Origin of the sequence: Achromobacter sp. 2789STDY5608621 (assembly GCF_001299375.1) — a bacterium.
Classification (GTDB): Bacteria; Pseudomonadota; Gammaproteobacteria; order Burkholderiales; family Burkholderiaceae_B; genus Achromobacter; species Achromobacter insuavis.
In genome coordinates, this window is the sequence record NZ_CYTU01000044.1 from 1 (window position 1) to 19936 (window position 19936).

General features: G+C 67.8%; 18 protein-coding genes. 7 read left to right on the forward strand and 11 right to left on the reverse strand.

From position 1 onward, the window contains the following. Positions 1–783: tRNA (5-methylaminomethyl-2-thiouridine)(34)-methyltransferase MnmC2 (gene mnmD, locus AOZ53_RS26980; protein WP_156333543.1), on the reverse strand; the 783-nt coding region annotated here is incomplete at its 3' end. 131 nt (positions 784–914) lie between these two features. On the opposite strand from mnmD, the gene AOZ53_RS26985 reads away from it, so the two are divergent. Beyond that, a complete protein-coding gene (locus AOZ53_RS26985; protein WP_054433521.1) occupies positions 915–1790 on the forward strand; it encodes an inositol monophosphatase family protein in 876 nt (291 codons plus the stop codon). A gap of 28 nt (positions 1791–1818) precedes the next feature. On the opposite strand, the gene AOZ53_RS26990 is transcribed toward AOZ53_RS26985, so the two are convergent. Next, positions 1819–3519, reverse strand: coding sequence for an AMP-binding protein (locus AOZ53_RS26990; protein WP_054433520.1), 1701 nt, complete (start codon positions 3517–3519; stop codon positions 1819–1821). Between the two features lie 76 nt (positions 3520–3595). Between AOZ53_RS26990 and AOZ53_RS26995 the strand changes: the two genes are divergently transcribed. Beyond that, positions 3596–4792 (forward strand): M20 aminoacylase family protein, encoded by a 1197-nt coding sequence (locus AOZ53_RS26995; RefSeq protein ID WP_054433519.1) that lies wholly within the window; start codon positions 3596–3598, stop codon positions 4790–4792. 7 nt (positions 4793–4799) lie between these two features. On the opposite strand, the gene AOZ53_RS27000 is transcribed toward AOZ53_RS26995, so the two are convergent. Further along, positions 4800–5699 carry a LysR family transcriptional regulator gene (locus tag AOZ53_RS27000; protein ID WP_054433518.1) on the reverse strand — a complete coding sequence of 300 codons (900 nt, stop codon included), beginning with the start codon at positions 5697–5699 and terminating at the stop codon, positions 4800–4802. A gap of 140 nt (positions 5700–5839) precedes the next feature. On the opposite strand from AOZ53_RS27000, the gene AOZ53_RS27005 reads away from it, so the two are divergent. The 4 genes from AOZ53_RS27005 (at position 5840) to pagP (ending at position 9611) form a co-directional block, all read left to right on the forward strand. Further along, positions 5840–6928, forward strand: a complete 1089-nt coding sequence (locus tag AOZ53_RS27005) for a YeiH family protein (RefSeq protein ID WP_054433517.1) — start codon at positions 5840–5842, stop codon at positions 6926–6928. Between the two features lie 103 nt (positions 6929–7031). Next, positions 7032–7442 carry an acyl-CoA thioesterase gene (locus AOZ53_RS27010; protein ID WP_006392972.1) on the forward strand — a complete coding sequence of 137 codons (411 nt, stop codon included), beginning with the start codon at positions 7032–7034 and terminating at the stop codon, positions 7440–7442. A gap of 10 nt (positions 7443–7452) precedes the next feature. Further along, complete coding sequence (gene mgtE, locus AOZ53_RS27015; RefSeq protein WP_054490133.1) at positions 7453–8925, forward strand: magnesium transporter; 1473 nt, start codon at positions 7453–7455, stop codon at positions 8923–8925. Between the two features lie 131 nt (positions 8926–9056). Beyond that, on the forward strand, positions 9057–9611 hold the full coding sequence (pagP, locus tag AOZ53_RS27020; RefSeq protein ID WP_054433515.1) for a lipid IV(A) palmitoyltransferase PagP: 555 nt from the start codon (positions 9057–9059) through the stop codon (positions 9609–9611). Between the two features lie 78 nt (positions 9612–9689). Here the strand turns inward: pagP and AOZ53_RS27025 are convergent, their stop codons facing one another. The 3 genes from AOZ53_RS27025 to AOZ53_RS27035 form a co-directional block, all read right to left on the reverse strand. After that, positions 9690–10301 carry a gamma-glutamylcyclotransferase gene (locus AOZ53_RS27025; RefSeq protein ID WP_054433514.1) on the reverse strand — a complete coding sequence of 204 codons (612 nt, stop codon included), beginning with the start codon at positions 10299–10301 and terminating at the stop codon, positions 9690–9692. 219 nt (positions 10302–10520) lie between these two features. Continuing rightward, the gene (locus AOZ53_RS27030; RefSeq protein ID WP_006388798.1) at positions 10521–10979 is read right to left on the reverse strand and encodes an Lrp/AsnC family transcriptional regulator; all 459 of its coding nucleotides are present in this window, start codon (positions 10977–10979) and stop codon (positions 10521–10523) included. A gap of 103 nt (positions 10980–11082) precedes the next feature. Next, on the reverse strand, positions 11083–11862 hold the full coding sequence (locus tag AOZ53_RS27035) for an SDR family oxidoreductase (protein WP_054433513.1): 780 nt from the start codon (positions 11860–11862) through the stop codon (positions 11083–11085). A gap of 164 nt (positions 11863–12026) precedes the next feature. On the opposite strand from AOZ53_RS27035, the gene AOZ53_RS27040 reads away from it, so the two are divergent. Next, on the forward strand, positions 12027–12563 hold the full coding sequence (locus tag AOZ53_RS27040; RefSeq protein WP_054433512.1) for a cysteine dioxygenase family protein: 537 nt from the start codon (positions 12027–12029) through the stop codon (positions 12561–12563). A 78-nt stretch (positions 12564–12641) separates the two neighbouring features. On the opposite strand, the gene AOZ53_RS27045 is transcribed toward AOZ53_RS27040, so the two are convergent. The 5 genes from AOZ53_RS27045 to secA form a co-directional block, all read right to left on the reverse strand. Then, complete coding sequence (locus tag AOZ53_RS27045) at positions 12642–14336, reverse strand: thiamine pyrophosphate-binding protein (protein WP_054433511.1); 1695 nt, start codon at positions 14334–14336, stop codon at positions 12642–12644. Between the two features lie 59 nt (positions 14337–14395). Then, positions 14396–15385, reverse strand: coding sequence for a tripartite tricarboxylate transporter substrate binding protein (locus tag AOZ53_RS27050; protein ID WP_054433510.1), 990 nt, complete (start codon positions 15383–15385; stop codon positions 14396–14398). Then, entirely contained in the window at positions 15382–16125 is a 744-nt protein-coding gene (locus AOZ53_RS27055; RefSeq protein WP_054433575.1) for a GntR family transcriptional regulator, read from the reverse strand. The genes AOZ53_RS27050 and AOZ53_RS27055 overlap by 4 nt, the downstream gene beginning before the upstream one ends. Before the next feature lie 182 nt (positions 16126–16307). Beyond that, the gene (locus AOZ53_RS27060; RefSeq protein WP_054490135.1) at positions 16308–17027 is read right to left on the reverse strand and encodes a VOC family protein; all 720 of its coding nucleotides are present in this window, start codon (positions 17025–17027) and stop codon (positions 16308–16310) included. A 12-nt stretch (positions 17028–17039) separates the two neighbouring features. Further along, entirely contained in the window at positions 17040–19775 is a 2736-nt protein-coding gene (secA, locus tag AOZ53_RS27065) for a preprotein translocase subunit SecA (RefSeq protein WP_054433508.1), read from the reverse strand. Positions 19776–19936 lie beyond the last annotated feature (161 nt).

The window sequence follows — 19936 nt, forward strand, 5'->3', positions numbered from 1 at the left end:
GCCCGCCCCCACCACCAGCGCGTGGCGGCCCTCCTCGGCCGCCGCGGCCGGCGCGGCGTCGGCGCCGGGCGTGGCGGTGCCCACCGTCATGTGCCATTTGCCGCCATAGCCCGGCGCCCGCCGGACATCGAACCCCGCATCACGCAGGGCCTGGCGCAATTCGCCGGTGCAGGCCCAGGTGGCCACCGTAGCCTGCGGCGCGGCCAGCCGCGCCAGGTCCTTGAGCAAGGCGGCCTGCCACATGCGCGGATTGCGCTCCGGCGCGAAACCATCCAGGAAATACGCGTCGACCCGCGCCGCAAGCCGCGGTGCCAGCGCCTGCGCATCGCCGAAACCGAGCGTCAGCGTCACCACGCCGCCCTCGAATTCCAGCCGGTGCAGGCCGGGCAGCAAGGCCGGCCACTGCGCCGCCAGTTGCGCCGCCAGCGCGGCCAGGGGTTCGGGCGCATGGCGCGCCAGCAAGGCCTGCAAGTCCGCGCGGCCGAACGGGTGCGCCTCCAGCGACACCACGTGCAGGGTGCGCGAGCGCTGCGGATCATCGCGCCACGCACGCCACAACGCCAGGAAATTGAGCCCCAGGCCGAAACCGGTCTCGCAGACCGTGAAGGCGCCGCGTCCGCGCCAGCGTTCAGGCAGGCCGTTGCCGCGCAGGAAAACGTGTTCGGCCTGGCCCAGCGCGCCCGACGGCGAGTGGTACACGTCGCCATAGGCCGGGCTGTAGAGCCGGCCCTGCGCATCGAATTCAGCGACCGCGGGGGTCAGGGGCACGTAGGACGAAGACATGGAAACGGCGGCGATCGGAAAAGATGGATTATCGGCTGGCGCGGCCGGCTGCGTTGGATGCGCGCCACGGGCGTCCGGGCTTTTGCCGCGCCGCCACGGATTTGACGCATGGCTGGGCTTACACTGGTTTCATGGAAACCTATGACCCGCCCCGCTCGCTCGCCTCGCCCGTAGACCTGTGCGCCGCGCTCGACGCCGCGGTCACGGCAGCCCATGCCGGCGCGGCCATCCTGCAATCCTACGCGCATCATCGCGCCGATCTCGTGATCGATCGCAAGGCGCGCAACGATCTCGTGTCCCAGGCCGACCGCGAGGCCGAGGCCGCGATCATCGAGGAATTGCAGGCGCGCACGCCCCAGTTCGGCATCGTCGCCGAAGAGACCGGCGGTCAGGCGCAAGGCGCCGCCACCTGGTACATCGACCCGCTCGACGGCACCACCAATTTCCTGCACGACATTCCGCATTACGCCGTGTCGATCGCGCTCATCGCGCACGCCGGCACCGCGGTGTCCCCCACCGAACGCCTGGCCCGCGAAACGCCCGTGGCCGGCGTGGTCTACGACCCTTGCCGCGAAGAGCTGTTCACCGCCGTATATGGCCTGGGCGCCTGGCTCAACGGCCGCCGCATCAATTGCTCGCGCACCCGCACGCTGGACGACGCCGTGCTGGCAACCGGCTTTCCCTTCCGCGACTTTTCCTTCGCCAGCCAGTACATGCCGATGCTGCATGACGCCATCAACCGCGCCCGCGGCGTGCGGCGCATGGGCGCGGCCGCGCTGGACCTGGCCTGGACCGCCTGCGGCCGTTACGACGGCTATTGGGAAATGGGACTGGCGCCCTGGGACGTGGCCGCGGGCACGCTGATCGTGCGCGAAGCCGGCGGCGCCTGCAACGACATGCACCAGCAGGACTCCTGGCCCATCGGCGGGCGCGTCGTGGCCGGCAATCCCGACATCGAACGCGCCCTGCACGAGATGATCGCCCCGCACCTGGACCAGCCGGGCTGAGGCCCGGCCGCCCGCGCGGCCCGCGCGATCAGGCCGCCTGGCCCTGCGGCGCGGCGGCCTCGGCGTCCGGACGCAATTCGCGCCGCAGGATCTTGCCGACGTTGCTCTTGGGCAGCTCGTCGCGGAATTCGACGAAGCGCGGCCGCTTGTAGCCGGTCAGCTTGTCCTTGCACCACTGCTGCACCTGGGCCTCGGTCAGCGACGCATCCTTCTTCACCACGAACACCTTGACGGCCTCGCCCGAATGCTCGTCCGGCACGCCGATGGCGGCGCATTCGAGCACGCCCGGCATCTGCGCCACGGCCGCCTCGACCTCGTTCGGATAGACCTTGAAGCCGGACACCGTGATCATGTCCTTCTTGCGGTCGACGATGCGGGTGTAGCCCTTGTCGTCCATGATGCCGATATCGCCGGTGCGGAAGAAGCCGTCGGCGGTCATGGCGTGGCGGGTCTCTTCCGGCTTCTGCCAGTAGCCGGCCATGACCTGCGGCCCGCGGATGGCCACTTCGCCGCGCTCGCCCAGCGCCACCTCGTTGCCCGCGTCATCCAGGATCGCGACATCGGTGGACGGCAGCGGCAGGCCGATGGCGCCGGAGTAGGCGTCGGTGTCGGTCGGATTGACCGTGGCCACCGGCGAGGTTTCGGACAGGCCATAGCCCTCGACCAGCGGCCGGCCCGTGACCTTGAGCCAGCGCTCGGCCACCGCCTGCTGCACCGCCATGCCGCCGCCCAGCGTCAGCCGCAAGCCGGAGAAATCCAGCTTGGCGAAATCCTCGTTGTGGACCAGCGCGTTGAACAGCGTATTGACGCCCGGGAACACATTGATGGGCGTCTTGCGCCACGCGCCGATCAGCGATGGCTGGTCGCGCGGATTGATGATCAGCACGTTGCGCATGCCGGCGTGCAGCCCGTACAGGCCGCAGACCGTCATGGCGAACACGTGGTACAGCGGCAGCGCGCTCAGGATCGTGATCTGCTGCCCCGCCAGGTCATGCAGCGCGGGCGAGGCCACCGCTTCCATCTGCATCACGTTGGACGTCAGGTTGCGATGCGTCAGCATGGCGCCCTTGGGTACGCCAGTGGTGCCGCCGGTGTATTGCAGCACCGCCAGGTCGTCCATCGAGATGACCGGCGCCGTGAACGGCAGGCCCGCTCCCCTGGCCAGCACCTTCGGCAGCATCTGCGCGCCGTCGATATGCCACGCCGGCACCAGCTTCTTGATATAGCGCGCCGCCAGGTTCACCAGCGGCGCCTTCAGGCCGCCCAGCAGGTCGCCCGGTCCGGTCACCACGACGTGCTTGAGCTGACCGCGGTCGGTCACGCTCTGCAGCGTGTGGGCGAAATTCTCCAGAATGACGATGACCGCCGCGCCGCTGTCCTGCAACTGTCGCTGCAGTTCATCGGGGGTATAGAGCGGGTTGACGTTGACCACCGCGTGGCCGGCCCGCAGCGTGCCCAGCAGCGCCACCAGGTAGGCCGGCACGTTGGGCATCATCAGCGCGACCCGCGACCCCTTGGGCAGCCCCAGGCTCTGCAGCCAGGCGGCGAACCCGCGGCCATGCGCGTCAAGCTGCGCATAGGTGATGTCGCTGCCCATGGCGGTGCAGGCGATGCGGGTCGCGTACTGCTTGCAGGCCCGGTCCAGCAGGTCGGTGAGCGACGCATAGCCGTCGATGGAGATATCGGCGGGCACCCCTTTCGGGTAATGGGCAAGCCACGGACGGGTCATGGTGTTTGTCTCCATTAAATTGGTTTTTGATTGATGATAACCTTGTTGCGTTCCCAAATTCCGCCTGATTCTTCCCATGAAACTCCTCGATCCCATCGTCGCCTGGCGCGACGATATCTCCCAGATCCGACGCGACATCCACGCGCATCCCGAATTGGCGTTCGAGGAATTCCGCACCGCCGACGTGGTCGCGGCCAAGCTCGAAGAATGGGGCATTGAAATCCATCGCGGCCTCGGCGGCACCGGCGTGGTCGGCATCATCCGCGGCGACCGTCCCGGCGAACGCGCCGTCGGCCTGCGCGCCGACATGGACGCCCTGCCGATGCAGGAAGCCAATACCTTCGCCCACGCCAGCAAGCATGCCGGCAAGATGCACGCCTGTGGCCACGACGGCCACACCGCCATGCTGCTGGCCGCCGCGCGCTACCTGGCGCAGCACCGCGACTTCGCCGGCACGGTCTATGTGATCTTCCAGCCCGCCGAGGAAGGCGGCGGCGGCGCCAAGCGCATGATCGACGACGGCCTGTTCACGCGCTTCCCCATGGAAGCCGTGTTCGGCATGCACAACTGGCCCGGCATGGCGCCCGGCCAGTTCGGCGTGACCGCCGGCCCCATCATGGCCTCCAGCAACGAATTCTCCATCGTGGTCAAGGGCAAGGGCACCCATGCCGGCATGCCCAACCTGGGCATTGACCCGGTGATGGCGGCGGTGCAACTGGCACAATCGCTGCAGACCATCATCACGCGCAACCGCAATCCGCTCGACGCCGCGGTGCTCAGCATCACGCAGATCCACGCCGGCAGCGCCGACAACGTGGTGCCCAACCACGCCGAACTGCGCGGCACGGTGCGCACCTTCACCCTCGAGGTGCTGGACCTGATCGAACGCCGTATGGAAGAGATCTCGCGCCACACCTGCGCCGCCATGGATTGCGAAGTGGAGTTCACCTTCCAGCGCAACTACCCGCCCACCATCAACCATCCCGAGGAAGCCGCGTTCTGCGCCGACGTGATGCGCGACATCGTCGGCGACGACAAGGTCAACGACCACGTGCAGCCCACCATGGGCGCCGAGGACTTCGCCTTCATGCTGCAGGAACTGCCGGGCTGCTACGTCTGGATCGGCAACGGCGTCGGCGACCACCGCGCGGCCGGCCATGGCCTGGGCCCGTGCATGCTGCACAACGGCAGCTACGACTTCAACGACGACCTGCTGGCGCTGGGCGGCACCTATTGGGTGCAGCTGGCGCTCAAGCGCCTGGCCAAGCCCTGACCTCCCGCTAGAAACCGCCCCCCTGCCCCGTCCGCACCGCCAGGCACATCGCCAGGAAGCGCTGGGCGGCGCGGGCGGCGGCATCCGCGTGCGGCACCAGGATGCTCAGCGTGCGCGTCAGCGGCCGCGGCAACAGCCGCAACGCGGCCAGCGCGCCGTCCTCGTGCCGCATCGACATGGCGGACACGAAACCCACGCCCAGTCCGGCGCGCACCGCCTGCTTCACCCCCTCCACCCCGGCCAGCTCCAGCCCGATCGACGGCGCCAGGCCGGCATCGGCAAACGCCCGCTCGACCAGCCGCCGCACGCCTGACCCCGGTTCCCGCATCACCAGCGCCGACAGCGCCAGGTCGCGCAGCGTCACCGCGCCCTTGCCGGCCAGCGCGTGATCGGCGCGCACGATCGCCACCACCTCGTCCTGCCGCCACGCGTGCACCGCGGTATCGGCGGGCAGGCCCGTCGGCACGTCGCCCTCGATGAAGGCCAGGTCCAGCGCGGGCAGGCGCTCGACGATCTCGCGGGTATTGCCATCGGACAGGTGCAGGCTGACGGCCGGGAACGCCTGGCGGAAATCCGCCACCAGGGCGGGCAGCAGGTAGCTGGCGGGCGTGGTGCTGGCCCCCAGCCGCAGCGCGCCGGTTTCCAGGCCGCGCCAGGACTCCCGCACCGCCTGGGCCTGGCGATACACCTGGCGCAGCTGGCGCGCCTGCTCGGCCAGGCGCTCGCCCGCTTCGGTCAGGGCGATGCCGTGGCCGCTGCGGCGGTACAGCGGTTCGCCGAACCATTCCTGCAAGGCGCGCAGCTGGCCCGACACGGCCGGCTGCGACAGGTGCAGCTGCTGCGCCGCGCGGCTGATGTTGCCGGCATCGGCCACCGTGGCAAAGGTGAGCAATTGATCGGGCGTCATGGATCGTTCCAGGCCGGGGCCGCCACGGCGGCTTGATTATCAGAATTTCCGATATTTCATATCAAAAATGAAAATTTTCCAAATAACGGCTATGAAATTAATATTTCGTCCAGTTATTTAGATATGCACAAAGGCCCGCCATGAGCACCGCCAGCACCACCGTCCCCCAACAGGCCGCCGCCCCCGCCGCGCCAGCCTCCCCGGCCGCCACGGCCACGCCCTGGCGCGACAAGCTCAACGGCGTCCTGTTCGTCGGCCTGATGTCGGCCGCGGTCATGCAGCTGGCGGACCTGCCCGCCATCCGCCAGCTGGGCTTTTCGCCGCTGGTGGTCGGCATCGTCTGTGGCATGCTGTACGGCAACTTCCTGCGCGGCACCATGCCGGTCGACTGGGGCGTGGGCGTCAACTTCACCGCGCGCCGCCTGCTGCGCATCGCCGTGGCCTTCTACGGCCTGAACATCAGCATCCAGCAGATCGCCGCCGTCGGCCTGCCGGGCCTGGCGGTCTCGGTGGCGGTGGTGGTGGGCACGCTGCTGATCGGCACCTGGGTCGGCCAGCGCCTGCTCGGGCTGGACCGTGACACTGCCATGCTGACCGCCGCCGGCAGCGCCATCTGTGGCGCCGCCGCCGTGCTGGCCTTCGAACCGACCCTGCGGGCGCAGCCGCACAAGAGCGCCGTGGCGGTCGCCACCGTGGTGCTGTTCGGCACGCTGTCGATGTTCCTGTACCCGGTGCTGTACCACGCCGGCTGGCTGCCGTTCGACACCCAGTCGCTGGGCATCTACATCGGCGGCACCATCCACGAAGTGGCGCAGGTGGTCGGCGCGGCCAGCAACATCGACCCCGCCACCACGGAAGTCGCCACCATCGTCAAGATGACCCGCGTCGCGCTGCTGGTGCCGGTGCTGCTGATCCTCGGCCTGTACCTGCGCAGCGCCGCCAGCCATGCCGGCGGCAACGCCAAGGGCGCCAGGCTGCCGATTCCCTGGTTCGCGGTCGGCTTCCTGGTCCTGGCCATCATCAACTCGCTCAACATCATCCCCGCCGACGTGGTCGCCGCCATCCGCCGCCTGGACGTCTTCGCCCTGACCATGGCCATGACCGCGCTGGGCATCGAGACCCGCTTCGCCAACATCCGCAAGGCCGGTCCGCGGGTGATGGCGCTGGGCCTGATCCTGTACGTCTGGCTGCTGGTCGGCGGCTACGGCATCGTCAAGCTGGCGTCCTGATCCACACCCGCTTCGATAAAGCGTCCCGACGGGGCGCCGGCCCGCGCCGGCGCCCCGTTTTTCCTGCATAATCGGCTGGTTGCCTTGCATTGGAGCCGGCCGCATGACCTCCAGCACCAAAACCCCCTTCACGACTTTGCCCGCCAATCGCGACGCGGTATTGCGCGTCATGCCGATGCCCGCGGACGCCAACATCCACGGGGACGTTTTCGGCGGCTGGATCATGTCCCAGGTCGACATCGCCGGGTCGATTCCCGCCGCCCGCCGCGCGGCCGGCCGGGTCGCCACGGTCGCCGTCAACGCGTTCCAGTTCAAGCAGCCCGTGTTCGTGGGCGACCTGCTCAGCTTCTATACTTCCATCATCAAGACCGGCAAGACCTCCATCACCGTCTCGGTCGAGGTCTACGCGGAACGCCAGCGCCTGGATGCCGAAGTCGTCAAGGTCACCGAAGCCACGCTGACCTACGTCGCCACCGACGAAGCGCGGCGCAGCCGCCCTCTCCCCATTCTTTGAGCCGTATCGCATGACGCAGTCCGCCGCCGCGCAGAAACCGCCCGCGACGCCCCGCCGCCTCGACCCGGAAGACGCGCAGCACGCCCTGGCGGAAGTCCAGGAGCGCCTGCGCCGCCAGCAGCTGGTCGCCGACCTGGTGCATCGCCAGGAAGAAGGCGACGCCAAGGCCAACCTGGTCGAAGACCTGGTGCACCGCCAGCACGAGGCGGAGCTCAAGACCCTGCTGGACGGCCTGCACCCCTCGGACATCGCCTTCATCCTCGAATTGCTGCCCAAGGATGAACGCCAGACGATCTGGAAGCTGGTCAGCCCCGAGCACGACGCCGACGTGCTGCTCGAGGTCGAAGACTGGGTGCGCGAATCGCTGATCGAGGCGATGGACCGCCAGGACCTGGTAGCCGCCACCGGCAACATGGACGCCGACGAACTGGCGGACCTGGCGCCCGACCTGCCGCCGGACGTGGTGGCCGAGGTCCAGAAGGGCCTGACCGAGGAAGAGCGCGCGCAGCTGCTGGAAGCCATGGGCTATCCGGAAGACAGCGTCGGCGCCATCATGGACTTCGAGATGGTCCGGGTGCGCGAGGACGTCACGCTCGAAGTGGTGCTGCGCTACCTGCGCCGCCTGCATGAACTGCCCGACCACACCGACCAGATCTTCGTGGTCGACCGCCAGGACAAGCTGCAGGGCATCCTGCCGCTATCGCGGCTGTTGGTCAGCGAACCTGAAACCGAAGTTCGCGCGGTCATGAACGCCGACTTCCTGACGCTCAACCCGCTGGATTCCGATGCCGACGCCGCCGGCGCGTTCGAACGCTACGACCTGGTGTCCGCCCCCGTGATGGACGACCAGGGCCGCCTGATCGGCCGCGTCACCATCGCCGACGTGGTCGACGTGATGCGCGAAGACTCGCAGGAACAGGCCCTGTCGCGCGCCGGCCTGCAGGAGGAAGACATCTTCGCCCCGGTCAGCACCGCGCTGCGCAACCGCGCCCCCTGGCTGCTGTTCAACCTCTGTACCGCGGCCACGGCGTCGTTCGTGGCCTCGCAATTCGAAGGCACGGTCAGCCAGATCGTGATTCTGGCGTTCCTGATGTCCATCGTCGCCGGCATCGGCGGCAACTCGGGCAACCAGACCATGACGCTGATCATCCGCGCCCTGGCGATGGGCCGGATCACCGGCCGCAACCTGTGGCAGCTGGTCAAGCGCGAACTGTTCGTGACCCTGATGGTGGGGCTGTGCGGCAGCCTGGTGGCGGCCCTGTTCGCCTGGGTGATTTCGCACTCGCTGTCGATCGCCCTGGTGATGATGGCCGCCATGGTCTGCAACATGCTGGTGGGCGCCTCGGTCGGGGTGCTGGTGCCGATGGTGCGGGCCCGCTTCGGCAAGGATCCGGCCATGGGATCCTCGGTCCTGCTGACCTTCGCGACGGACTCCCTGGGGTTTTTCATCTTCCTGGGCCTGGCCACGATTTTCCTGCTGTAGCGCGTCTGCAACGGACCCACGCACGAATGTTTCACGGGATGTCCTGAACGCTTATTTGACAGCGGCATGACAGTCAATATGGCGACTGCTCCGTTACAGTAACGAGGTTGTCATCATTTTCTGTCCCTGCAATGACCGCCAGACTCCGGGCAGCGCTTTTTTGCCTGCTGCTCTCCACTTTCAGCGCCGCCGCGCACGCCTGCGACAACCTGCCGTCGTGGGCCCAATCCGCCTGTCAGCGCCTTGACCAGATCTGGTCCGAAGGCGGCAACGACCTCTATTTCAGCGGCTACGCCTGGCACAACCGCGCCATGTACAGCCGCGAAAAAATCAACAGCTTCAATGAACTGGCCTGGGGCGGCGGCTATGGCCGCAGCATCTACGACGAAGACGGCGACTGGCAGGGCCTGTACGCCATGGCCTTCCTGGATTCCCACAGCAAGGTCGAGCCGATCGCCGGCTATGGCTTCCTGAAGATCGGACGGGTCAGCGAGAATTTCCGGCTGGGCGCCGGCTATACGGTCTTCCTGACCGCGCGCCACGACATCATGAGCTACGTGCCCTTCCCCGGCGTGCTGCCGCTGGTCTCGGCCGGCTACAAGGACACCATGCTGTACGCCACCTACATTCCCGGTTCGCGCGGCGCGGGCAACGTGCTGTTCATGTTCGGCCGCTGGGCCTTCTGACGGCCCGGCGCGACGCCGCGGGACTTTCCCAGGCGCCCGCCGCAGGGCGTTCCAATGGCCCGCCGGCGGGCCGCCCGTTCAGCAGGGCTGCAGGCCCAGCCGGCGCACCAGTTCGCCCAGGCGCCAATCATCGATGCCGTGGGCGCGCAGCGCCTTCTCGGTTTCCACCACGTAATCCAGGCACGGGCCCGAATGCCCGACCGCATTGCGCACCGACGCCAGCAGGCGGTCGTCGCTCAGGTCGGCGGCGTATTCCTGGCAGGCGCGATTCAATAGGAACACCAGCCCGCGCACCGGCGCCTGTTCGGTATGGCAGGCCAGCCAGCGCGGCGTGTAGGCGCCGGTGACCATCTCGCGGCGCCACAGCGCCTCGAACACCGCAGGCACGTCACAGGCGGCAATCTGGAACGCCACGCCGCGGCAGCAGCCGCCGCGATCCAGGCCGAACACCAGCCCGGGATTGTCGGGCGAGCCGCGATGGTCGTGCGACCACAGGCACAGCGAGCGGTGATAGCCGCGCACCGTGGCCAGGCGCCGTTCGCGCCAGGCAAAACCGGGATGCCAGATCAGGGAGCCGTAGGCGAACACCCACAGGTCGTCGGTGCCGTTCCATCCCACCAAAAGCTCTTCCACCGACGCGGGTTGCGCCTTCGCCAATCCGGCACAGCCGGCGGGTACTGCCAACGACATAGGGTCCTCTGATATCCCGGGTTCATTCCCATGGCGGGAATGACGGATATGCTACGCCGCCTGCCGCGCAAAAGAATTGCGAGATGGGCCGCGCGCAACACGCCGAAAGAAATTTGTATTCGCCGGAAGGCGGCGCCAGGGAAAAAAAATTGCGCTCCGCCCCAAGGACCGCTTTCACCCCGGCCGGACGGCCGCCGGCAGCCCGGCCGGCCGGTCCGCCTAGAGCGCGTCCAGCGGCAGTTCGGTGGTGCTCTTGATGACTTCCATCGAGAAGCTGGCGCTGACGTCCAGCAGGTCGACCGCGGCGATCAGGCGGCGGTAGAAGCGGTCATAGGCCGCCATGTCCTCGACCACCACCTTGAGCAGGTAGTCGATGTCGCCGGCCATGCGATGGAACTCGACCACATTCGGCAGCGCCATGACCGCGTTGATCAGGCTCTGGGTCCATTTCTCGTTGTGCTGGCTGGTCTTGATCGAGACGAACACGGTCAGGTTCAGCCCCAGCGCGCGCGGGTCCAGCAGGATGGCGTTGCGGGCGATGACGCCATCGTCCTTGAGCTTCTGGATGCGGCGCCAGCAGGGGGTGACGGACAGATTGACCTGCTCGGCGATCTCGGCGACCGAGCAGGTGGCGTCCTTCTGCAGCAACGCCAAGATCTTGATGTCCGTCTGGTCCATGGGGATTCCTCAAGCGATATCGCCGCAATCTTGCCCTGACACCCCGCCCGCGTCCAGCCGCGGAACACCCTAAGCGGCCCCACGGACCGCCCGGGGCGCGGATTCAGTACGTGCCGGGGTAGCCGCCGCCATCGAGCAGGATGTTCTGCGCCGTCATGTAGCCCGCGTGCGCCGAGCAGACATAGGCGCACAGCGCCCCCAGCTCCTCGGGCTGGCCGTAGCGGCCGGCCGGGCTGGCGCGGCCGCGCTCGTCCCACAGCTGTTCGAAGGTCTTGCCGCCTTCCTCCAGCATGCCGCGGATGTGGCGCGCCTGCGCGTCGGTGGCGAAGGCGCCCGGCAGCAGGTTGTTGATGGTGACGTTGTGGCGCACGGTCTGGCGCGCCAGGCCGCTGACGAAGCCGATCAGCCCGGCGCGCGCGCCGTTGGACAGCCCCAGCTCGGCGTGCGGCGCCTTGACGCTGCGCGAGACGATGTTGACGATGCGCCCGAAGCGCCGCTCGATCATGCCGTCGACCACGCGGCGGATCATGTCGATGGGGCCCAGCATCATGGAATCGAGCGCCGCGATCCAGTCGTCATGGCTCCAGTCGCGGAAATCGCCGGGCATGGGGCCGTCGGCGTTGTTGATCAGGATATCGGGGTGCGGGCACGCGGCCAGCGCGGCGTCGCGCCCCTCGGGCAGCGTCAGGTCGGCCGAGACCCAGCCCACGCCGATGCCCGTGGCGCGCGCGATCTCGGTCGCGGCCTGCTCCAGTGTCTGCGGATTGCGCGCCGCGATGGTCACCGCCACGCCCTCGCGCGCCAATTGCAGGGCACAGGCCCGGCCCATGCCGCGGCTGCCGCCGAATACCAATGCCGTCTTGCCGCTGATCCCCAGATCCATGCCTGACTCTCCAGAGTGGTGCCGTGAAGCGGACCAGTATAGGAGCGGCGGGCCGCCGCGGGGGTGGAAATTTTTTCTAATGTTCGGGCCGGGACGGCCGAATTTGGCAAAGGCATTCCAGCGCAAATCCCTAAGATGAAACCTTGTCATCCAGGGGCCTGCCCATGACCTCCGTCCAACTTGCCACCGCAGACCTGCGCTCGCTGTGCGAATCGGTGCAGGCCGCCCAGATGAACGCGGCCCGCGCCCTGCTGCGCGAGCTGGCCAGCAGCGTCGCCAATGCCGGCGATATGCTGCGCGCCCTGCCCGAAGACCTGCGCGCCGGCCGCGCCGACACCTACACCCGCCACATCGCCTACGCCGATCCGCATGGCGCCTTCACCGTCGCCTACCTGATCTGGCGCCCGGGGCAATTCAGCCCGGTGCATGGTCACAAGACCTGGTGCACCTACCAGGTCCTGCAGGGTGAACTGGCCGAAACCCACTACCGCTGGGACCCGGTCGCCGCCGCGGCCATTGCCTGCGGCGAGGTCAGCCGGCGGCCGGGCGACGTCGTCACCGCCGCCCCGGGCCTGCGCCAGATCCACCGGCTCGGCAATGCCGGCCCCGGCGTCGCGGTGTCCCTGCACATCTATGGCGTGGACCAGGCCGACCTCTGCACCGGCGTCAATCACCTGGTGCCGACGCCCGCCACGCATTGACCGCGGGATGCCAGTCTTCGCAACGGGATCCCCATAAAAAAAGCGGGGCCAATGGCCCCGCCCTGTCTTGCCTGCGCCTCAGCCCATCCACTGGCTGACCGGCGCCGCCGCATCCTGCAGCGGCTGCGCCACCACGTCGATCAGCGCCGGGCCGTCGTGCTCCATGGCCGCCTTGATGGCCGCGTCCAGCTTGGCCGGATCCTCGACCCGCCAGGCCTTCACGCCATAGGCTTCGGCGATGCGGGCGTGGTCGGTGCGGTCGAAGTCCACGCTGTAGTAGCGCTTGTCGTAGCCGGCCTTCTGGCTGGCCTTGATCCAGCCATAGACCGAGTTCGAAAACACGATCATCAGCAGCGGCGCCTTGTGGCGCACGATGGTCTCGAGCTCGCCGACGGTGAAGCCGAAGCTACCGTCGCCCATCACCGAGACGCACTTGGCGTTCGGCCGGCCGACCCAGGCGCCCAGCGCCGCCGACATCGAGAAACCCAATGCGCCATGGGCGCGGTTGGTGATGAAGTGGCGGCCGGGCCGCGACACGTCGTAATAGGCCGAGAAATACGGGCACGGCGTGCCGGGGTCGGCGCACACCACGGCGTCGTCGGGCAACAGGCGATTGAGCGACTGCACCACGCGCTCGGGGCGGATCGGCGCATCCAGGCTGTTCGCCAGCGGCTCCAGCTGCGCGCGGCGCGCGGCCTTGGCGCGGCCGGCCAGCACCGCGCCGTCGGCGGCGTCGGACGGCCGGTGCGCCAGGCGCGCCTGCACCTCGGCGCCCAGCGCCTGCAGGGCCAGCTTGGCATCGCCCACCATGCCGACTTCGGTCAGGTAGTTGGCGCCGATCACCATCGGATCGATGTCGATGTGCAGGATCGGCACGTCGCGGTTCGGGAAGCGCCAGTGCTCGGTCGAGGTCGACCCCGCGCGGCAGCCGACGAACAGCACCACGTCGGCCGCGGCCACCACGTCGCGCGTCGCCATCACGCCGCCGTTCGAGCCCACCACGCCCGCGTTCAGCGGATGCGTGTCGGCCAGGCTGCCCTGGCCGCTGACGGTCACGCAGACCGCCGCCTTCAGGCTCTCGGCCAGTTCCTGCAGCGCGCCGCTGGCGCCGGCGATCACCACGCCGCCGCCGCAGATGATGACCGGCGCGCGCGCGCCGACCAGGCGCTGCGCCGCGCGCGCCACGTCGGCCGGATCCGGCGCGTAGCGCAGCGAGGGGAATTGCGCGTGTTCCGGCTGGGCCCAGACATCGGCGCCATCGACCTGCTGCTTCATCACGTCATACGGGAAGCACAGGTGCGCCGAACCGGGCTTGCCGGTGGTCATGGCGCGGAACGCCGCGCGCACCATGCCGGGAATCTGGTCGGCGCGGTCGATGGTGCGGTTCCATTTGGTCAGCGGCCGGTACAGGGCCTCCTGGTCCAGTTCGGTCAGCGGGTACTTGCCGCGCGAGCCCACCGCCACGTCGGACGTGATGCCCAGCACCGGGATGGACGACTCGTTGGCCTCCACCAGCCCGGGCAGCAGATAGGTCGCGCCGCCGCCGCTCGGCCCTTCGCACACGCCGACCTTGCCGGTCACGCGGGCGTAGGCGTCGGCCATGTAGCCGGCGCTGCGCTCGTCCCGGGTCAGGATGTGCTGCATGCCATGATCGAGCCGGTAGAGCGCGTCGTAGAACGGCAGGCTGGTATCGCCGCACAGGCCGAAAATATGTTTGACGCCGTTGTGTTGCAGCATCCGCACCATTGCTTCGGCGCCGGTCAAGGTATCCATGTCTTCTCCACGCGATGCGCGGACCGGGCGGGACGCGATCGCGCCCCGCCGCCGGCCGCTCAGTTATCCAGGTTGATGTTGCTGCTCTTGATGAACTTGCTCCAGCGGTCGTATTCCGCCTTCACGTAGGCATCCAGCGCCGGGCCGTTCGACGCCACGATCTCGAAGCCCGCCTCTTCCAGCTTCTTCTTGACGTCCGGATCGGCCAGCACGGTGTTGAAGGCCTGCGTCAGCTTCTTCACGGTCGCCTCCGGCGTGCCCTTGGGGGCGAACATGCCGCTCCACGAATAGGCGACGAACCCGGGGAAACCGGACTCGGCCACCGTCGGCACGTTGGGCAGGTCGGGCAGGCGCTTCTCGCCGGCCACCGCCAGCGGCTTGATCTTGCCGGCCTGGATCTGGCCGCGCAGCGCGGCGAAGCTCAGCCAGGTCATGTTGGCCTGACCGCCCACCACCGCCTGGATGGCCGGTCCGCCGCCGCCGTACGGCACGTGCAGCAGCTCCACCTTCGACAGGCGCTTGAGTTCCTCCGGCGCCAGGTGATTGAGCGAACCGACGCCGGTGGAGGCGTAGTTGAACTTGTTGGGCGGCTGCTTGGCCGCGGCCGCCAGGAAGTCCTTCAGGTTGTCGCCCGGCACGCCCGGGTTGGCGCCCAGCACCAGCGGAAAGCGCACGGTCTGGGTGATGGCGACGAAGTCCTTGAAGGTGTCGTAGGGCAGCTTGGGTTTGACCGCCGGATTGATGCCGTGGTTGTCGAAGCTGACCAGCAGCGTGCTGCCGTCGGGCTCGGCCCGCGCCACGAAGGCGGTGGCGATCTGGCTGGCGGCGCCCGGGCGGTTTTCCACCACCACGGCGCGCCCGCCCAGCTCCTTGGACAGCCGCGGCTGCAGGATGCGGGCCAGGATATCGGTGCTGCCGCCCGGCGGATACGGCACCACCAGGATCAGCGGCTTGTCTTCCGCCCGGGCGGGCGCGGCGGCCAATCCGCCCCCCAGCGCGGCAAGCGCGCAAACGGCCGCCAAGGCGCGCCGCATCGTTGTGTAGGTCATGTTTTTTCCCCTGCTGTTGTGGTGTTGGCCGGCGCTACCGTGGCGGGTTCGGCCTGGTCCCGCATGTAAATCGTTGAAAAGCCGGTGCGAATGACATCGGTGATCTGGTCCAGCCGCCGGCCGATGTGGCTGCGCATCATGTCCGGCAAGGCGTCGATGTCGCGCCGCTCCAGCGCCTGGACGATGCGCATGTGCTCGCCCTGGGTATGGCTGCGGCGGCCCTGCTGCATGTCGATCCAGCGCACGAAATGGATGCGGGCATTGACGCTTTCCAGCGCCCGCACGAATTCCTCGTTGCGCGAATAGCGCGCCAGCGTCAGGTGGAATGCCTCGTCCAGCTCCAGCAGGCGGGTCGCGTCGCTGTCCTCGGGCACGTCGCGCGAGCGTTCGACAAACGCGCGCAGCGCCGCCAGTTCCTCGTCGGTGGCGCGCTCGCAGGCGGCGCGCACGATGCCGGCCTCGAGCACCGCGCGGTATTCATAGAGGCTGTGGATCTGCTTGGCGTCCAGCAGCCGCGCAATGAAGCCGCGGTTCACCGAACGGGTCAGGAAGCCCTCCACCATCAGCTGGTTGAGCACCTCGCGCAAGGGCGTGCGGCTCACGTTCAGGCGCCGGGCCAGCTCGACTTCGTTGATGCGTTCGCCCGGCTTGAACTCGAAACTCACCGCCATCGCCTTGACGGCGTTGTACAGCTCGGCCTGGCCGGCCATGGTGCGGGCTGCGGGTCGGGATGGCGTCATGAGAGTGTCGGCCGCCTGGGCGCTCCGGGTGGGGATGAAGTGCATACTAAAGTGCATACACTTTGCGCCACAACCCGGGTTTGCCCGCAAGACGCGCGACAACAATCCGTCCCCAAAAATTTGGGAACGGGGAGATCAGACAGGGAAAAGACCCGCGCGCCAACCGCGCGCGGAAGTCAGGATCAGACGCCCGTGTCGAGCGTGTAATGAGCGCCGTCGCGGTTTTCCAGCGTCAGCGTGGACAGCACCGGCGTCACCGCCGTGGCGTCCTCGCGCACGTGGATATGCAGATTGGCCAGCGGCACGTCCCAGCCGCCCGCGGCGGCTTCGGCCGTCACGCCGGCCACCAGCGCCAGCCGTTCGGCCACCTGGCGCGCCTGGGCGGCGCGGGCGTCGATCCGCAGCAGGCCGCGGGCGCCGTTGGGATGCGCCATCAGCTCGGGCGACCAGACGCACTCGGGCGTCAGGTGACGACAGAAATACATGCGGATGCCGGGCAGCGGTTGCTCGGCGAAACGCACGGTATGGAAACGGGCCTCGACTTCCTGGCCATCCAGCATGGCGGGACGGGACAGTTCCTGCATCGGATTGACGGCGAAGCCCGCCTTGAGCAGGCGCTCGCGCGTGGCCTCGGCGTCATAGGTGCGGAACACCAGCGCCTCGAGCCCGAAGGGCGAATCGGCGATTTCCTTGCGCGCCGGCGGCGCGCCGGGCGGCCAGCCCAGCAGTTCGACGTAGGTGCCTTCGAGCACGATCAGGCGGTTGCACGAACCGAGGTTGTGCACCGCCTTATCGCTCAGGTGGAAACCCTGGCGCTCGAAGTGCGGCGCCAGCGCATCCAGCCGGTCCCGCACCATGACCACGGCGTGGTCGAACTCGGTCTGGCCGACGGCATGCAGCATGGCGTTATCCGCTCAGACCAGCTTGCCGTGGCACTGCTTGTACTTCTTGCCGCTGCCGCACGGGCACGGATCGTTGCGGCCCACCTTGGGCAGCACGTTGCGCACCGGCTGGGCGCCCGTGTCCTCGGCCGACTGGGCCAGGGCCTCGTCGTAGTCGGAGTGGTGATACTGCACGTTCTGCACGTGGGACTGGGCGGCTTCGGCCTCGGCCTGCTCGACCTGTTCGGACGACTGCACGCGCACCGTCATCAGCACGCGCACCACGTCGTCGCGGATGCGGTCCAGCATGCCCGAGAACAGTTCGAAGGCTTCGCGCTTGTATTCCTGCTTGGGGTTCTTCTGCGCATAGCCGCGCAGATGGATGCCCTGACGCAGGTAATCCAGCGCCGACAGGTGTTCGCGCCAGTGCGTGTCGATCGCCTGCAGCATGATCGAACGCTCGAACTGCGACCACGACTCGGTGCCGACCTGGTCGACCTTGCCCTGATAGATGTCGCGGGCCGCCGCGATCACGCGTTCGCGCAGATCCTCGTCGGTCAGGTTGGCTTCCTTCTCGAGCATCTCGGTCAACGGCAGGTGGACCTGCCAGTCGGCCTCCAGCGCCTTTTGCAGGGCCGGGATGTCCCACTGCTCTTCCACCGATTCCGGCGGCACGTAGGTGTTGAACAGGTCGACCACCGCGGCGTCGCGCAGGTTCTCGACCGTGGCGCCGACGCTGGCCGCTTCCAGCACGTCATTGCGCTGCGAGTACAGCACCTTGCGCTGGTCGTTGGCGACGTCGTCATATTCCAGCAGTTGCTTGCGGATGTCGAAGTTGCGGCCTTCCACCTTGCGCTGCGCGGTCTCGATGGAACGCGTCACCATGCCGGCCTCGATCGGCTCGCCCTCGGGCAGCTTGAGGCGCTCCATGATGGCGCGCACGCGGTCGCCCGCGAAGATGCGCATCAGCGAATCTTCCAGCGACAGGTAGAAGCGCGACGAACCCGGGTCACCCTGGCGGCCGGCACGGCCGCGCAGCTGGTTGTCGATACGGCGCGATTCGTGGCGCTCGGTGCCGATGATGCGCAGGCCGCCAGCGGCCTTCACCTGCTCGTTGAGCGGCTTCCAGTCGGCGCGAACCTTCTCGATGCGCGCGGTCTTTTCGGCTTCGGACAGCGATTCGTCGGCGCGGATCAGGTCGATCTGCTTGTCGACGCTGCCGCCCAGCACGATGTCGGTGCCGCGGCCCGCCATGTTGGTGGCGATGGTGATGTGGCCCGGCTTGCCGGCTTCGGCGACGATCTCGGCTTCACGCGCATGCTGCTTGGCGTTCAGCACTTCGTGCGGCAGCTTGGCCTTTTTCAGCAGGCCCGACAGCAGCTCGGAGTTCTCGATGCTGGTGGTGCCCACCAGCACCGGCTGGCCGCGTTCGTGGCAGTCGCGGATGTCTTCGAGGATGGCGTTGTACTTTTCCGCATCCGTCTTGAAGACCTGGTCGTTCTGGTCCTTGCGGATCATGGGCTTGTTGGTCGGGATGATGACCGTCTCGAGCCCGTAGATTTCCTGGAATTCGTACGCTTCCGTATCGGCCGTGCCGGTCATGCCGGACAGCTTCTCGTACATGCGGAAGTAGTTCTGGAAGGTGATCGACGCCAGCGTCTGGTTCTCGTGCTGGATCTTCACGCCTTCCTTGGCCTCGACCGCCTGGTGCAGGCCATCGGACCAGCGGCGGCCCACCATCAGGCGGCCGGTGAATTCGTCGACGATGATGACTTCGCCGTCCTGCACCACATACTGCTGATCGCGGAAGAACAGCGTATTGGCGCGCAGCGACACCATCAGGTGGTGCATCAGCGCGATGTGGCGCGGGTCGTACAGCGACTCGCCCTCGGGCAGGATGCCCAGGCGCGCCAGGATGCCTTCGGCGTTGACGTGGCCGGCTTCCGACAGGTAGACCTGCTGGCTCTTCTCGTCGACCCAGTAGTCGCCCTCGGGTTCCGGTTCCTGCGGCTTGGGCTCGCTGGCCATGCGGGTCAGCAGCGGCGGCACCGCGTTCATGCGGATGTAGAGCTCGGTGTGGTCTTCGGCCTGGCCGGAGATGATCAGCGGCGTGCGCGCCTCGTCGATCAGGATCGAGTCCACTTCGTCGACGATGGCGTAGAACAGGCCGCGCTGGCGCCGGTCGTCAACACGGTATTCCATGTTGTCGCGCAGGTAGTCGAAACCGAATTCGTTGTTGGTGCCGTAGGTGATGTCGGCGGCGTAGGCGGCCTTCTTTTCCTCGTTCGGCTGCTGCGGCACCACCACGCCCGTGGACAGGCCCAGGAAGTGATACAGGCGCCCCATCCACTCGGCGTCGCGGCGGGCCAGGTAGTCGTTCACCGTGACCACGTGCACGCCCTTGGCGGCGATCGCGTTCAGGTAGACCGGCAGCGTGGCCATCAGCGTCTTGCCTTCACCCGTGCGCATTTCGGCGATCTTGCCGCTGTGCAGGGCAATGCCGCCCAGCAGCTGCGCGTCGAAGTGGCGCATGCCGAATACCCGTTTGCCAGCCTCGCGCACGACGGCGAAAGCTTCGGGCAGCAGGTCGTCGAGCGACGTGCCCTGTGCATGGCGGGAACGGAATTCCGCGGTCTTGGCCGCCAGCTCCGCATCGGAGAGCGCGGAGATCTTGGGCTCCAGCCCATTGATCTGGGTTACCAGCTTGCGATACTGCTTAAGCAGCCGGTCGTTGCGGCTACCTATGAGTTTTTTGAGCAGAGAAACCATGCGTATGTCGGCCGCACGAGCCCCGCCGCGCCCGCATGGGGCCAGGGCGGCGTCGCCCGTGACTTGATTTATTTGGTTGAGCGGGGGTCCGCTGGGAAACGAACCAGTTTAACGCACCTGGCGCGTAATAGCCTGGACCTATGGCCAGGGTGGCACTGTAG